A 13,318-nucleotide genomic window follows, 5' to 3' on the forward strand; every position below is an offset into this window, starting at 1 on the left:
TCGACGGTGATCCCGGCCCGGCCCCGGCCTAGGTCCCGGTCCCGGCCTAGGTCCCGGTCCCGGTACCGGGCGCGGGTGTGGCTCCCGTCGCGGTGAACTCCTCGTACGCCGCCATCACCTCCTTCGCCGGGCCGTCCATCCGCAGCGTGCCCGCCTCCAGCCACAGGGCCCGCTCGCAGGTCTCCGTGATGGTCGAGTTCGAGTGGCTGACCAGGAAGACCGTGCCCGCCGCCGCCCGCAGTTCGTCGATCCGCGCCTGGCTGCGGCGCCGGAAGCGCGCGTCGCCGGTCGACAGCGCCTCGTCGATGAGCAGGACGTCATGGCTCTTCGCGGCGGCGATCGAGAAGCGCAGCCGGGCGCCCATCCCGGAGGAGTAGGTCCGCATCGGGCGGGAGATGGCGTCGTCCTTCTCGTTGATGCCGGAGAAGTCCACGATCTCGTCGTACCGCTCCCGGACCTCCCCGCGGCTCATGCCCATCGCCAGACCGCCCAGGATCACGTTCCGCTCGCCGGTCAGATCGTTCATCAGGGCCGCGTTGACGCCGAGCAGCGAGGGCTGCCCATGGGTGTAGACCCGGCCCCGCTCGACGGGCTGGAGACCCGCGATCGCCTTCAGGAGGGTGGATTTCCCCGATCCGTTCGAACCGATCAGGCCGATCGCCTCGCCCCGGTACGCGACGAAGCCGACGCCCCGCACCGCGTGCACCCGGCGTCCGGCCGGAGCCGTGCCGCCGCGCCGCAGGACGCGCGCCAGCGCCGCCGTCGCGGCGCCCCGGCCGCCCGTGGGGACGCCGTTGACGGTGTACGTGACATGGACGCCGTCGACCACCACGGTCGGGGTCCGCTCGTTCTCATCCACGGCCGTACGTCTCCTCCGCCTTCCAGAACCACACGAAACCGCCGACGAAGGCCAGCAGGGCCCAGCCCACGGCGAGCGCCCAGACGTGCGGCGGGAGCTGCGCCGAGGTGTGGCTCCCGATCAGCGCGAAGCGCATGAGGTCGATGTAGACCGCCGCCGGGTTGCACTGGAGCGCCAGGACCACCGCCTCGGGGAACCGCCCGCCGCTCGCCAGGTTCTGGATCGACCACATGGCGCCGGAGGCGTACATCCAGGTGCGCAGCACGAACGGCATCAGCTGACTGATGTCCGGGGTGCGGGCCGCGAGCCGGGCGAGGACGAGCGCCGCGCCGGTGTTGAACAGGGCCTGGCACAGCAGCGCGGGGACGGCGAGCAGCCAGCTCCAGGCGGGGAACTCGCCGAGGACGCACAGGATCGCGGCCAGCGCGGCGAGCGAGAGCAGCAACTGCTGGAGCTGCTGGAGCGCGAGCGAGATCGGCAGGCTCGCGCGCGGGAAGTGCAGGGCGCGGACCAGGCCCAGGTTGCCGCTGATGGCCCGGGTCCCGGCCAGGACCGTGTCGGAGGTGAACGTCCACACGAAGACGCCGGTGAGCAGGAACGGCACGTAGTCGGGGACGCCGTGCTTCGCGTTCAGCAGGACGCCGAAGATCATGTAGTAGACGGCCGCGTTGAGCAGCGGGGTCATGAGCTGCCAGACCTGGCCGAGCCGCGCCTCGCTGTAGCGGGCGGTCAGCCGGGCGGTCGCGAAGGCGGCGATGAAGTCACGGCGGGACCAGAGCTGCCGGGCGTACGCGGGCAGCGAGGGCCGGGCGCCGCTGACGGTCAGTCCGTGGCGCAGGGCCAGGGCCCGGAGGTCCTCGGGGGCGTCCTGGCGCGGGGGTGACGGTGGCGGGGCGAGGGTGATGGTCACGGGCGGGCGCTTTCGACGAAGGGTGCGGGGCATTCGTCGGCGATGGAACGGGTCCGTATCGTCGCTACGGCGAGATTAGGGCTCGTCACGTCGGAACGCAACCGTATCGTCGTCACCTGGCCGGGATCTTGCCGTTCGTTAGGATGCGGTTCATGACCGATCCGACCCCCCGCCGCGCTCCCGCCGGGGCCGCCGTGCTCCGCGAGGACGTGACCGAGGCCATCCGCGCCGCCGTCTTCGAGGAACTCGCGGCCGTGGGCTTCGCACGGATGTCCATCGAGGGCATCGCGCGCCGCGCCGGAGTCGGCAAGACCGCCGTCTACCGGCGCTGGAAGTCCAAGCTCGCCCTGGTCCTCGACCTCGTCGGCGCCTTCGCCGCGCAGGGCCTGCCCGCCCCCGCCACCGGCTCCCTCGACGGGGACGTCCGGGCCCTCCTCGAAGTCGCCTCGCACGCCCTGCGCCACCCCGTCGCCTCGCAGGTCGTCCCCGATCTGCTCGTCGAGGCCGCCCGGCACCCCGAGATCGCCGAGACCGTCACCGCGACCCTCCTCGACGGGCCCCGGGGCGTCGTCACCCAGATCGTCCGCGAGGCCGTCGCCCGGGGCGAACTCCCCGAGGGCACCGACCCCGGGCGCGCCCTCGACCTGATCGTCGGCCCGCTCTACTGGCGCCTCGTCGTCGTCCGTACGCCACTGCCGCCGGGATACGTGGAGGACCTGACGCGCTCGGCGGTCGCGGCGCTCCGGGGCTGACGGGACCCGGGGCGGGCCCGGGGCGGTCGGTACGGAGCCCCCGACGGCGGGACCGCCGGACGGGCCCGGCCGGGTGGGGCGTGCCCGGCGGCCGATGACCAGGTGCGGAGCCGCCGACGCGGTGAACGGGTGATCGTCTCGTGGGCGAGCGGCCGGGCGCGGTCCCCGGCGGCCGACCGGGGTACGGGACGGTCAGCCGTCAGCCGTCAGCCGGGCCCGATCAGGAGGGCGCGACGGCCATGGCGGCGGAACGGGCCCCGGCAGCGGGCGGAACGGCACCGCGCGAGGACCGGGAGCCGTCCCGGCGCCCGAGGGCGTGCGGTTCCTGAGGGCGTACGGGTGGCCCCCGCCCGCCGCACCTGACTTCGCCGAGGACGCGCGGAGGAGCGGAGGACGCGCGGAGGGCCCGTCCGGTCCGGCGCGTTCGTGGGCCGTCAGGTGCTGGAGGGCGTACCGAGGAACCCGCCCCCGGACCGTGGGCCCGATCCGGGGGCCGGTCCACCGAGGGCGGGCGCCCCGGGCCGCGCTACGCGTGCGTGGCCGGGGTGAGCGGCGGCACCGGGGTCGCCTCCACCGAGCGGGCGGCCCGGTCGAGGGCGCTCGCCAGCAGGGCCAGGTCCGTCGGGCCGTTGCCCAGTTCCCGCACCGGGCGGCGGGTCGGCGGATCGCCCATCCGCTCCCACTCCAGCGGGACCACCGTCGGCCGGAGCGTCGCCGTCCGGGGGATGCGGCCCGTCACCCGGCCCGCCTGGAACGGGGTCACCCGGCCGTCCGGATGGCCCAGCCGTCCGCGCCCCGCGGCCGGTACGTCGGGTCCCGAGGTGGCCGGGGGCGCGTCGAGCACGATCCGCAGCCGGGCCCCGTGGGCCAGCTCGGTGTCGGCGGTCCTGTCCGGCCGGGCCGAGGTCGCGACCAGGTGCACACCGAGCCGCTCCCCGTTCCGCGCGACGGCTTCGAGGGCCCGTACGACGGAACCCGCGGCGGGCCGCCCGGGGGCGCCGAGCGCGGGCGCGACGAGCGCGTCGAAGTCGTCGACGAGGACGACCAGCCGGGGCAGATGCCCGGACGAGCCCCTGACGGCACCCGTCTCGCCGACGGCGGGCGCGGGAATCCGCGCCCCTTCCCCGGCACGGGAACCCCGGCCGCCCGGGTACCCGCCGTCCGAGGTCCGGGAGCCGTACCCGCCGAGGTCGCCCTCGCCCGTACGGGAGACGCGTCCGCTCCCGTACCCGCCGAGATCGCCGCCGCGGTCGCCCTCTCCCGGGCGGGAGACGCGCCCGCTCCCGGGGCCGCCCAGGTCGGCGGCGCCGGGGCGGGAGATCCGCCCGCCCGGCTGTCCGCCGGGTTCGCCGTCGCCGGTGCGGAGCGTCCGGCTGCTCGGGCGGTCGTCCAGGAGGCCGCCGTCCCGGCGGGGCAGCCGTCCGCTCGGCGTGTCGGAGAGGAAGGCATCACCGCCCGACCGCGCCCGCCCCCCGGACCGCTCGTCGGCTCCCCGGCCCCACGAGCCCTGCCCGTCGAGGCCCCCGGTGCCGGGGTGAGGAATCCTTCCGCCGGTACGGCCACCGAGGTCCTCCGCACCCGTACGGGCGGCGGGGTCGCCCGCTCCGGCGCGGCCGGTGTGCCCGCCCCCGCGTTCGCCGTCCCCGCCGTGGAGGATCCGCCCGCTCGGCTGCCCGCCGAGGTCGCCCGAGCCCGAGCCCGCGCGCGGGGCGCGCCGGTCGCCGGACTCGCCGGAACCGGGGTGGGGGAGACGCCCGCTCGCCCGGCCACCGAGGTCGCCCGCGCGGGAGCCGGGCCCGTCGGCGGCGTCGCCGTCGCCCGTACGGGGAATCCGTCCGCCGGGCCGTTCGCCCGGCTCGTCGTCGTTCGTGCGCAGGGTGCGGCTGCTGGGGCGTCCGCGCGGATCGTCCGCGCCGGAGGAGTACGTGGTCCGGCCGCCGGGGCGCCCGCCAGGCTCCTCCGCCGGGTACGGCGCCCGCCCGCTCGCCCGGCTCTCGACGTCCCCTCCGTACGTGCCCCGGACCTCGCGCCCGCTCCGGGTGCCCGGCGGCGAGCCGGTCGTGCCGTCCCCCGTCCGGAGCGTCCGTCCGGTGGTCCTGCTGTCGAGGTCGCCGGGGTACGCCGTCCGGCCGCTCGCGCGGGGAGCGAGGTCCTCGCCCTCCGTGAGCCGGACGGTCGCGCGCGCGCCCTGCGGGAGCGACTCCGCCGCGCTCGGGCTGCGCTGGCCGATCAGCCGGTCGCCCGCGCCGGACGCCGACGCGGTGCGCGGGCCCCTGCGGTCGGCGAAGTGCCCGTCGCCGAGGATCTCCGCGCGCCGCTTCAGCTCCGCGCCCAGCGCCTGCGCGAACTCCCGCATCCGCACGGGGTCCGAGGCGACCAGGTGCTCGGTGACGTGCGGCAGCTCCGTACAGACCGCGAGTCCCTCACCGCGCTCGCCGCCCGCCCCGTCCACCAGGAGCAGCCCGATCCGGTCGGGGCGGCCACCGGCCGCGAGGGAGGCGGCGACCGAGCGGAGCAGCTCCGTGCGCCCGCTGCCCGCGGGGCCCTCGATCAGCAGGTGCGGGCCCTCCTTGGTGAGGTCCACGGCGAGCGGTCCGCGGGGGCCCGTGCCCAGGACGGCGGTGCCGTCCCCGGCGGAGGCCCAGCGGGCCATCAGGGAGGCGGGGGTGGCGCGGCCGAGCCCCAGTTCGTCGAGGAGCCGGGACGAGGGGGGCAGCGCGGCGGCGCGGGCGCCGGGCACCGCCGCCGCGTCCGTGCGCAGCGGGGCCAGGGCGCGGCCGAACCGGTCGGCCCAGGCGACGGAGACCGCGTCCACCACTCCCACCGTGCCGTGGCCCGCGGCCCGTCCGCCCGCCGTCCTGAGCAGGCGCAGCGCGGTGGCGACATCACCGCTGAGGAGCACGGCGGCCCCGCACTCGCGGAACGCGAACGAGCCGGCGCAGGCCGACTCGTAGGTGGCGGCCACCGGGGAGGCGGGGGAGGCGGCGGGGGCCTCGGCCAGACAGAGGAGGTGGATGCCCGCGGCGGCTCCGGCACCGGCGAGCCGGGCGACGGTCTCGCGCAGGGCCGCGGAGCCGGGGTCGCCGTCCACGACCACCACCGTGACCGGGCCTTCGTGGCGGGCCGCGGCCTCGGCGACGGCGGCGCGGTCGGCACTGGGCCAGCCGGGGCCGAGCGGGCCGTCGTCGAGCCGCCGGGTCAGCTCCGCCGTACGGGCCTGGGCCTGCTCGCGGTCGTACGCGAGGAGCAGCCGGGCGTCCTGGCCGTGGGCGGGCCGGACGTGCGGGAGCCAGCCGAGCCAGCCCCAGGCCCGGCGCCGCTCGTCCAGCGAGCGGTTGCGGTCGGCGCTGATCAGCACGATCTCCAGATCGGCCGGGGAGTGCAGGGCGGCGAGCTGGGCCACGACGGAGCGGGCGAGTCCGGCGAGCCGGTCGGCGGGACCCGCCAGACCGAGGGAACCGGCCTCGCGCAGCCCCACGGTGACGGGTACGCCGGAGAGTTCGGCGCGGTCGGCGGTGCCGAGCCGGACCACGAGCGCCTCGGGGTGGTGCGGGGCCCGCTCCCAGAGCCGGGGGCCGGGGCCGAGGGCGGTCAGCAGCACGGTGGCCGGGTCGGGCCAGGTGTCGGCCACCGGCGCGGGCGCGGCGGCCTTCGCGGCGGGCACCGGCCGGGCGCCGGTGCGGGTGTCGGGCGCGGCCCGGGGGCCGTCGGCGGGCGCCGGGAGGTCCTCGCGGCCACCGGTGAGGCGCCGGGCCCAGGCGCCGAGGCCGCGCCTGCCGCCGCCCCGGGCGGGGGCGGGCGGAGCGGCGGGCGTCGCGGGGCGGGTCCGCCGGGTCCCGCCGTGCTCCCCGTCGTCGTGGTCGTCGTGGTCGTCGTGGTCGTGGTGGTCGTCGTGTCCCGAGGTGTCGCCGGGGCCGTCGTGGGGGGTTCCCTCGCGCGCGTGCCCGCGCGCGTCCTCTCCGTACGGAGTGTCGTACGGGGTGCCGTACGGGCCGTCGTGGCGGGAGCCGTCCACCGGGCCGCCGGTCGGGGCGCCGCCCGCGCCGCCGTGGGTGGTGTCGTCCACCGGGCCGCCGTGGGCGGACCCGGGCCCGCCCGGGTGGCCGGGCCGGTCGGCGCCGGACGGATCGTGGCCGGACCGGTCGGCGGGTCCGAGGGCGATCCGCAGATGTCCCTCGCCGTCCGGGGCCGTCGTCCGCGCGTCCGTGCCGACGGGGTCGTCGCCGGGGCCGCTCAGCCGGAGGGCGGACTCGCCGAGCCGGAGCAGGGCGCCGGGGCGGAAGCGGACCGGGCGCTCGCCGACCGGGACGCCGTCGAGGGTCGTGCCGTTCGTCGAGCCCCGGTCGGCGACCGTGACGGCGCCGTCCTCGCCGACGGTGACCATGCAGTGCGCGCGGGAGACGTCCGGGTCGTCGAGCGGTACGTCCGCCTCGACGGAACGGCCGATTCTGATCGGTCCGCCGTGCAGCAGGTGCACTCCGCCCGCGTCCGGGCCCGCCACCACGTGCAGCCGGGCGGACGCGGGCTCGCCGACGCGCTCGTCGGGCCCGGGGACCTGGAGGGAGAGGACCGCGCCGTCCACGAGCGGGGGTTCGCCGAGCACACAGCGCCGGTTGTCGAGCCGCTCGGCTCCGGCGTGGAGGACGGTCGTGCCCGAGGCGGAGGTCTCGGGGCCCGTGACGGCGGCGGCGAGCTGGGAGGCCACGGCCGCGAGCGCCGTACCGGCGGGGGCCGTGACGAGCACGTCGCAGGTGCGCCCCGCGCCATGGCCGGCGTACGGCGCGAGGACGGTCAGCCGGATCTGCATCGCCGTCAGCGGTCCCTTCTGCGCGCGATGCCGGCAGGGGAACCGCCCTGTCTCTCCCCCCACCCGGCACGGGCGCGTCGCCCGGTACAGGTCGGCACGGCGCGGGGCTCCCGACCCCCTAGGTACGACGTGCTGGAGGCATCCTCGCACCTGCCGCCGACAACCCGCCCCCGGGTCGGCCAGAAGTGATCTTGAATGGTCGCCCAAGGACGTAAAAGTGCCTGATTGAACATGCCTTCGGAACGTGCCTGGCAACCCTCCCGGTCCACAGAGCGTCTTCTTCCGGACAGCAGCGCTCCGGCACGGCCTCCGGAACCGGCCTGTGGACGACCGGCCGGTTGTCGGTCGGTCGGCACTAAAGTGGGTCGGACACCCGGACGGGTCACCACAGGGAACAGGGACCCCGGGAACACCTCCGGCACACCCCGGGACCACGATCAGCAGGGAGCGCGTGACGTGCGGCCTATCGGCAGCAAGTACCTGCTCGAGGAGCCGCTCGGCCGCGGCGCCACGGGCACCGTCTGGCGAGCCCGCCAGCGGGAGACGGCGGGCGCCGAGGCGGCCGTGCCCGGCCAGCCCGGCGAGACCGTCGCGATCAAGGTCCTCAAGGAGGAGCTGGCCAACGACGCGGACATCGTGATGCGCTTCCTGCGCGAGCGGTCCGTGCTGCTCCGGCTCACCCACCCGAACATCGTGCGCACCCGCGACCTGGTCGTCGAGGGAGATGTCCTCGCCCTCGTCATGGACCTCGTCGAAGGCCCCGACCTGCACCGGTACATCCGGGAGAGCGGCCCGCTCACCCCGGTCGCCGCCGCGCTCCTGACCGCCCAGATCGCCGACGCGCTCGCCGCCAGCCACGCCGACGGAGTGGTCCACCGCGACCTCAAGCCGGCCAACGTGCTGCTCGCCGAGCAGGGCGGCCAGATGCACCCGATGCTCACCGACTTCGGCATCGCGCGCCTCGCCGACTCCCCGGGTCTCACCCGCACCCATGAATTCGTCGGCACGCCCGCGTACGTGGCGCCCGAGTCCGCCGAGGGCCGCCCGCAGACCTCCGCCGTCGACATCTACGGCGCGGGAATCCTGCTGTACGAGCTGGTCACCGGCCGTCCCCCGTTCGCGGGCGGCACCGCGCTCGAAGTCCTGCACCGGCACCTCAGCGAGGAGCCCCGCCGCCCCTCGACCGTGCCGGGACCGCTCTGGACGGTCATCGAGCGCTGCCTCAGCAAGGACCCCGACCGGCGGCCGAGCGCCGTGAACCTCGCCCGCGGGCTGCGCGCGGTCGCCGCGGGCATCGGCGTGCACGCCACCCCCGCCCAGATCGAGGCGGCCGAAGGCGTCGGCGCCCTGCTCGCCCCGGACCCGGCGCCCGCGCCCGTACCGGAGACCCCCGGCGCCGCCGACCCCACCCAGGTGCTGCCCAGCGGCGCCGGGGCACCCCCGCTCTTCGACCCCGCCGGCGCGACCAGCGTCATGCCGACCGGCGGCCCGGGGGGCGGCGCCGACCCGACCGCCGTCATGCCGCCCGTACCGCCCGGCCCGCCCCAGACGGGACAGGGCGGACCCGAGGACCCGCACCCCTGGCAGAGCCAGCTCCGCGCGGTCCGCGACCGCAACGAGCAGACGCAGGTCCAGTACCTGGACCCGAGCGAGGACCCGCTGCGCCGTCGGCCCCAGCGCCAGCCGGGGCCCCCGCAGTCCGGCGCGTACGGCCAGCAGCACGGTCAGCAGCCGCAGCCCGGCTCATACGGCCAGCAGCCGCCGCAGGGGCAGCAGGGCCAGCAGCACGGTCAGCAGCACGGACAGCACGGTCCGCCGCCGGGACAGCCGCCCTATCAGCAGCAGCGGCCCCCGCAGCGCCCCGCGCCCCAGCAGTACCCGCCCCAGCCTCCGCCCCAGCAGTACGCCCCGCCGCCCCCGCCCCAGCAGTACGCGCCGCCCCCGCCCCCGCAGCAGTACACCCCGCCGCAGCCGCCGCCCCAGGCGCCCGCGCCCCGCGAACCGCGCCCGCCGCGCCAGCGCGGCGCGAACCCGGTGCGCATTCCCGGCCTCGGCTGCCTCAAGGGCTGTCTGATCATGATCGTCCTGTTCGTGGTCGCGGGCTGGCTCATCTGGGAACTGACCCCCCTCCAGGACTGGGTCGCCCAGGGCAAGGGCTACTGGGAGGCCATCGGGGACGGCATCACCTCCGTCACCGACTGGATCTCCAGCCTCGGCGACAGCACCGGCTCGACGGGCACTACCGGCGGTACGGGACAGTAAGGCTGCCGATTTGTCGACTTCCGAAGGGTGATTTCCCTTCGGAAGTCGAGACGGGCGGCCGGGGACGCGTACGTTTGGCGTGAACCGCAGCCGCTGAGGGAGCAGTCTTGGCACGGAACATCGGCAGTCGCTACACCACCCACCAGATCCTCGGGCGGGGCAGCGCCGGAACGGTGTGGCTCGGCGAGGGTCCCGAGGGACCCGTCGCCGTCAAACTCCTGCGCGAGGACCTGGCGTCCGACCAGGAACTCGTCGGACGCTTCGTCCAGGAGCGCAACGCCCTGCTCGGCCTCGACCACCCCCGCGTGGTCAAGGTCCGTGACCTCGTCGTCGACGGCAACGACCTCGCCCTCGTCATGGACCTGGTCCGCGGCACCGACCTGCGCACCCGCCTCGACCGGGAACGGCGGCTCGCCCCCGAGGCGGCCGTCGCCATCGTCGCCGACGTCGCCGACGCCCTCGCCGCCGCGCACGCCGCCGGGGTCGTCCACCGGGACGTCAAGCCCGAGAACATCCTGCTCGACATGGAGGGCCCGCTCGGCCCCGGCGGCGCCCACCCCGCCCTCCTCACCGACTTCGGCGTCGCCAAGCTCATCGACACCCCCGGCCGCACCAAGGCCACCCGGATCATCGGTACCCCCGACTACCTCGCCCCCGAGATCGTCGAGGGCCTCCCGCCGCGCGCCGCCGTCGACATCTACGCCCTGGCGACCGTCCTGTACGAGCTGCTCGCGGGCTTCACCCCGTTCGGCGGCGGCCACCCCGGCGCCGTCCTGCGCCGCCACGTCACCGAGACCGTCGTCCCGCTGCCCGGCATCCCCGAGGAGCTGTGGCAGCTGGTCGTGCAGTGCCTGGCGAAGGCCCCCGCCTCCCGGCTGCGCGCCTCCGAGCTGGCCGCCCGCCTCAAGGACGTCCTGCCGACGCTCAAGGGCATCCCGCCGCTCGACGTGGACGAGCCCGGCGCCGAGACCGCCCCGGAGCCGTACGACGAGGAGGCCTACGCGACCGCCACGGCCCCCGGCGAACCCGCGCCCCGGCGCGCCGCCGTCCCGCTCGTCCCCGGCGCCTCCGCCGACTCCCACCGCGACACCCACACCTCCATGCGGGTCCCCGCCCCCGACGAACTGTCCGGCGGCCCCCTCGGCACCGCCCGCGCGCCCCGCTCCGCCGGGGCCCGGCGTCCCGGCTCGGCCCGCCACAAGGCGGGTGTGGTCCGCAAGCGCCGGATCACCCTCGCCGTCGCCGCCGTCGTGGTCGCCGGAGCCCTCGGCGTCGGCGGCTACCTGGCGGCCTCCGGGGACACCGAGACCCCGCCGCGGGACAGCAAGCAGTCCTCCCTGCCGTAGCGGCCGGTCCCGCCGGGGCCCCGCCGATCGCGCCGGGCCGCTCCGCGGGCGCCCCGCCGGGCCCGGCGGCCGAGGGTTCGGCTCCGGTCCCGGAGCCGTTACGCTGGGCGTGTGGCAGTCGTCGATGTATCCGAAGAGCTGAAGTCCCTCTCCTCGACCATGGGGTCGATCGAGGCCGTCCTGGACCTCGAGAAGCTGAGGGCCGACATCGCCGTGCTCGAAGAGCAGGCCGCGGCACCGTCCCTGTGGGACGACCCGGACGCGGCACAGAAGATCACGAGCAGGCTTTCGCACCTCCAGGCCGAGGTCCGCAAGGCCGAGACCCTGCGCGGGCGCATCGACGACCTCGCGGTGCTCTTCGAGCTCGCCGAGGAGATGGACGACCCGGACACCCTCGCCGAGGCCGAGACGGAGCTGACCTCCGTCCGCAAGGCCCTCGACGAGATGGAGGTCCGCACCCTCCTCTCCGGCGAGTACGACGAGCGCGAGGCCCTGGTCAACATCCGCGCCGAGGCCGGTGGCGTGGACGCCTCCGACTTCGCCGAGCGGCTCCAGCGCATGTACCTGCGCTGGGCGGAGCGCCACGGCTACCCGACGGAGATCTACGAGACCTCGTACGCGGAGGAGGCCGGCATCAAGTCGACCACCTTCGTGGTCAAGGCCCCGTACGCCTACGGCACGCTCTCCGTCGAGCAGGGCACCCACCGTCTGGTCCGCATCTCGCCCTTCGACAACCAGGGGCGCCGCCAGACCTCCTTCGCGGGCGTCGAGATCCTCCCGGTCGTCGAGTCCTCCGACCACGTCGAGATCGACGAGTCCGAGCTGCGCGTCGACGTCTACCGCGCGTCCGGCCCCGGCGGCCAGGGCGTCAACACGACCGACTCGGCCGTGCGCATCACGCACCTTCCGACCGGCATCGTCGTCTCCTGCCAGAACGAGCGCTCGCAGATCCAGAACAAGGCCAGCGCCATGAACGTCCTCCAGGCCAAGCTCCTCGAGCGGCAGCGCCAGGAGGAGCGGGCCAGGATGGACGCCCTGAAGGACACCGGCAGCTCCTGGGGCAACCAGATGCGCTCGTACGTCCTCCACCCGTACCAGATGGTCAAGGACCTGCGGACCGAGTTCGAGGTCGGCAACCCGCAGGCCGTCCTGGACGGCGAGATCGACGGCTTCCTGGAGGCGGGCATCCGCTGGCGCAAGCAGCAGGAGAAGTAACCCGCGCGGTACTCCGCGTCCGGCCCCGCACCTTCCGGTGCGGGGCCGGTGCCGTTCCCGCACCGCCGGGGGATTCGCTCCCGCAAGCGGAATCGAGGCGAACGGGACGCTTTGTCGACAAGACAACTGGCCCCGCGCACCCCGTAGTTCAGGGTTTACATCACAGTTGCATCGTCGCATGTGGGTCAGCCGGTCATCTTTCGGGCATCGCACGCGCAACGACCTTGACGCCTCATCGGAAACTCGGAAAGGTGACCTACCGGTATGCGCACTTCCGGGGCGCGTGCGCACGGGGGCCCGGTCCAGCAGTGAGCCGCCCCTGTCCCGCGTCCCGAGCGCTGCCCCATGACGAGATGAGCTACTGGGGGTAGCAGCCAGATGACCAAGCAGATGCGAGTCCGTATCGCACGCATCGCCGCCGGTGCGGTGATCGCGGCCGGTGCGTCGCTCACCGCGGCGGGCGCCGCACAGGCCGTGGGTATCTTCAGCGAGGGCGAGACCCCGACCCCGACGGACACCTGTATGCCCGGCGGTGCCGGGTGCGAGACGACTCCGCCGCCCACCACCGAGCCGCCCACCACGCCGCCGCCGACCACCGAGCCGCCGACGACTCCGCCGCCCACCACCGAGCCCCCGACCACGCCGCCGCCGACCACCGAGCCGCCGACGACTCCGCCGCCCACCACCGAGCCCCCGACGGAGCCGCCCACCACGCCTCCGACGGAGCCCCCGACGGAGCCCCCGACCACGCCCCCCACCACGAACCCGCCGGTCACCACGCCGCCGACCGAGCCGGGCCCCGGGGAGACCACCGAGCCCGGTCCCGGCAGCACCGGCACCCCCACCACCCCGGACGACGGCGGTGAGCCCGGCACCTGCACCGTCGACCTCGACGGCGCCGAGTGCGTCGACGGCGGCAACAGCAACGTCGACACCGACGGTGCCGGCTCGCAGCCCGTGCAGCAGGGCCAGGCGAAGGAGGAGCTCGCCGAGACCGGCGCGGCCGAGACCTCGTTCCTGGTCATCGGTGCCGCGACCATGATCGCCGGAGGCATCGGCTTCCGTATGCTGCCGCGCCTCGTCGGCGGCGGTCGCGCCGCCGTCTGACCGTCCGCGTGATCCGCGTCCCGCGCGGCCGGACGGTCCCTGCGGTCCGCCCGCGCGGAG

The 13,318-nt window shown here is 76.0% G+C and carries 8 protein-coding genes; 5 read left to right on the plus strand and 3 right to left on the minus strand.

Going from position 1 to position 13,318, the window contains the following annotated elements:
* Positions 1-46 precede the first annotated feature (46 nt).
* Together ACFXGN_RS26600 and ACFXGN_RS26605 are read right to left on the minus strand one after the other, a co-directional pair.
* Entirely contained in the window at positions 47-859 is an 813-nt protein-coding gene (locus tag ACFXGN_RS26600) for an ABC transporter ATP-binding protein (protein WP_384863971.1), read from the minus strand.
* Positions 852-1,769 carry an ABC transporter permease gene (locus ACFXGN_RS26605; RefSeq protein WP_384863975.1) on the minus strand — a complete coding sequence of 306 codons (918 nt, stop codon included), beginning with the start codon at positions 1,767-1,769 and terminating at the stop codon, positions 852-854. The genes ACFXGN_RS26600 and ACFXGN_RS26605 overlap by 8 nt, the downstream gene beginning before the upstream one ends.
* 143 nt (positions 1,770-1,912) lie before the next feature.
* Here ACFXGN_RS26605 and ACFXGN_RS26610 point away from each other — a divergent pair, with 143 nt between their 5' ends.
* Entirely contained in the window at positions 1,913-2,521 is a 609-nt protein-coding gene (locus ACFXGN_RS26610; protein WP_384863978.1) for a TetR/AcrR family transcriptional regulator, read from the plus strand.
* 526 nt (positions 2,522-3,047) lie between these two features.
* Here the strand turns inward: ACFXGN_RS26610 and ACFXGN_RS26615 are convergent.
* A complete protein-coding gene (locus ACFXGN_RS26615; protein WP_384863981.1) occupies positions 3,048-7,328 on the minus strand; it encodes an FtsK/SpoIIIE domain-containing protein in 4,281 nt (1,426 codons plus the stop codon).
* Between the two features lie 456 nt (positions 7,329-7,784).
* On the opposite strand from ACFXGN_RS26615, the gene ACFXGN_RS26620 reads away from it, so the two are divergent.
* From ACFXGN_RS26620 to ACFXGN_RS26635, 4 genes are all read left to right on the plus strand, one after another.
* Positions 7,785-9,590: a serine/threonine-protein kinase gene (locus ACFXGN_RS26620; RefSeq protein ID WP_384863984.1), complete on the plus strand. Its 1,806-nt coding sequence runs from the start codon at positions 7,785-7,787 to the stop codon at positions 9,588-9,590.
* Positions 9,591-9,697: 107 nt separating this feature from the next.
* Positions 9,698-10,936 carry a serine/threonine-protein kinase gene (locus tag ACFXGN_RS26625; RefSeq protein ID WP_384863985.1) on the plus strand — a complete coding sequence of 413 codons (1,239 nt, stop codon included), beginning with the start codon at positions 9,698-9,700 and terminating at the stop codon, positions 10,934-10,936.
* Between the two features lie 111 nt (positions 10,937-11,047).
* Entirely contained in the window at positions 11,048-12,151 is a 1,104-nt protein-coding gene (gene prfB / locus ACFXGN_RS26630; RefSeq protein WP_384863987.1) for a peptide chain release factor 2, read from the plus strand.
* 378 nt (positions 12,152-12,529) lie between these two features.
* On the plus strand, positions 12,530-13,258 hold the full coding sequence (locus tag ACFXGN_RS26635) for an LPXTG cell wall anchor domain-containing protein (protein WP_384863990.1): 729 nt from the start codon (positions 12,530-12,532) through the stop codon (positions 13,256-13,258).
* Positions 13,259-13,318: the final 60 nt, after the last annotated feature.

Origin of the sequence: Streptomyces sp. NPDC059247, from assembly GCF_042754005.1 — a bacterium.
GTDB lineage: Bacteria > Actinomycetota > Actinomycetes > Streptomycetales > Streptomycetaceae > Streptomyces.

Coding starts and splice junctions, on each gene's coding strand:
- ACFXGN_RS26615 (WP_384863981.1), bottom strand. CDS start 7,328: ATGCAGATCCGGCTGACCGTCCTCGCGCCGTACGCCGGCCATGGCGCG.
- ACFXGN_RS26635 (WP_384863990.1), top strand. CDS start 12,530: ATGACCAAGCAGATGCGAGTCCGTATCGCACGCATCGCCGCCGGTGCG.
- ACFXGN_RS26610 (WP_384863978.1), top strand. CDS start 1,913: ATGCGGTTCATGACCGATCCGACCCCCCGCCGCGCTCCCGCCGGGGCC.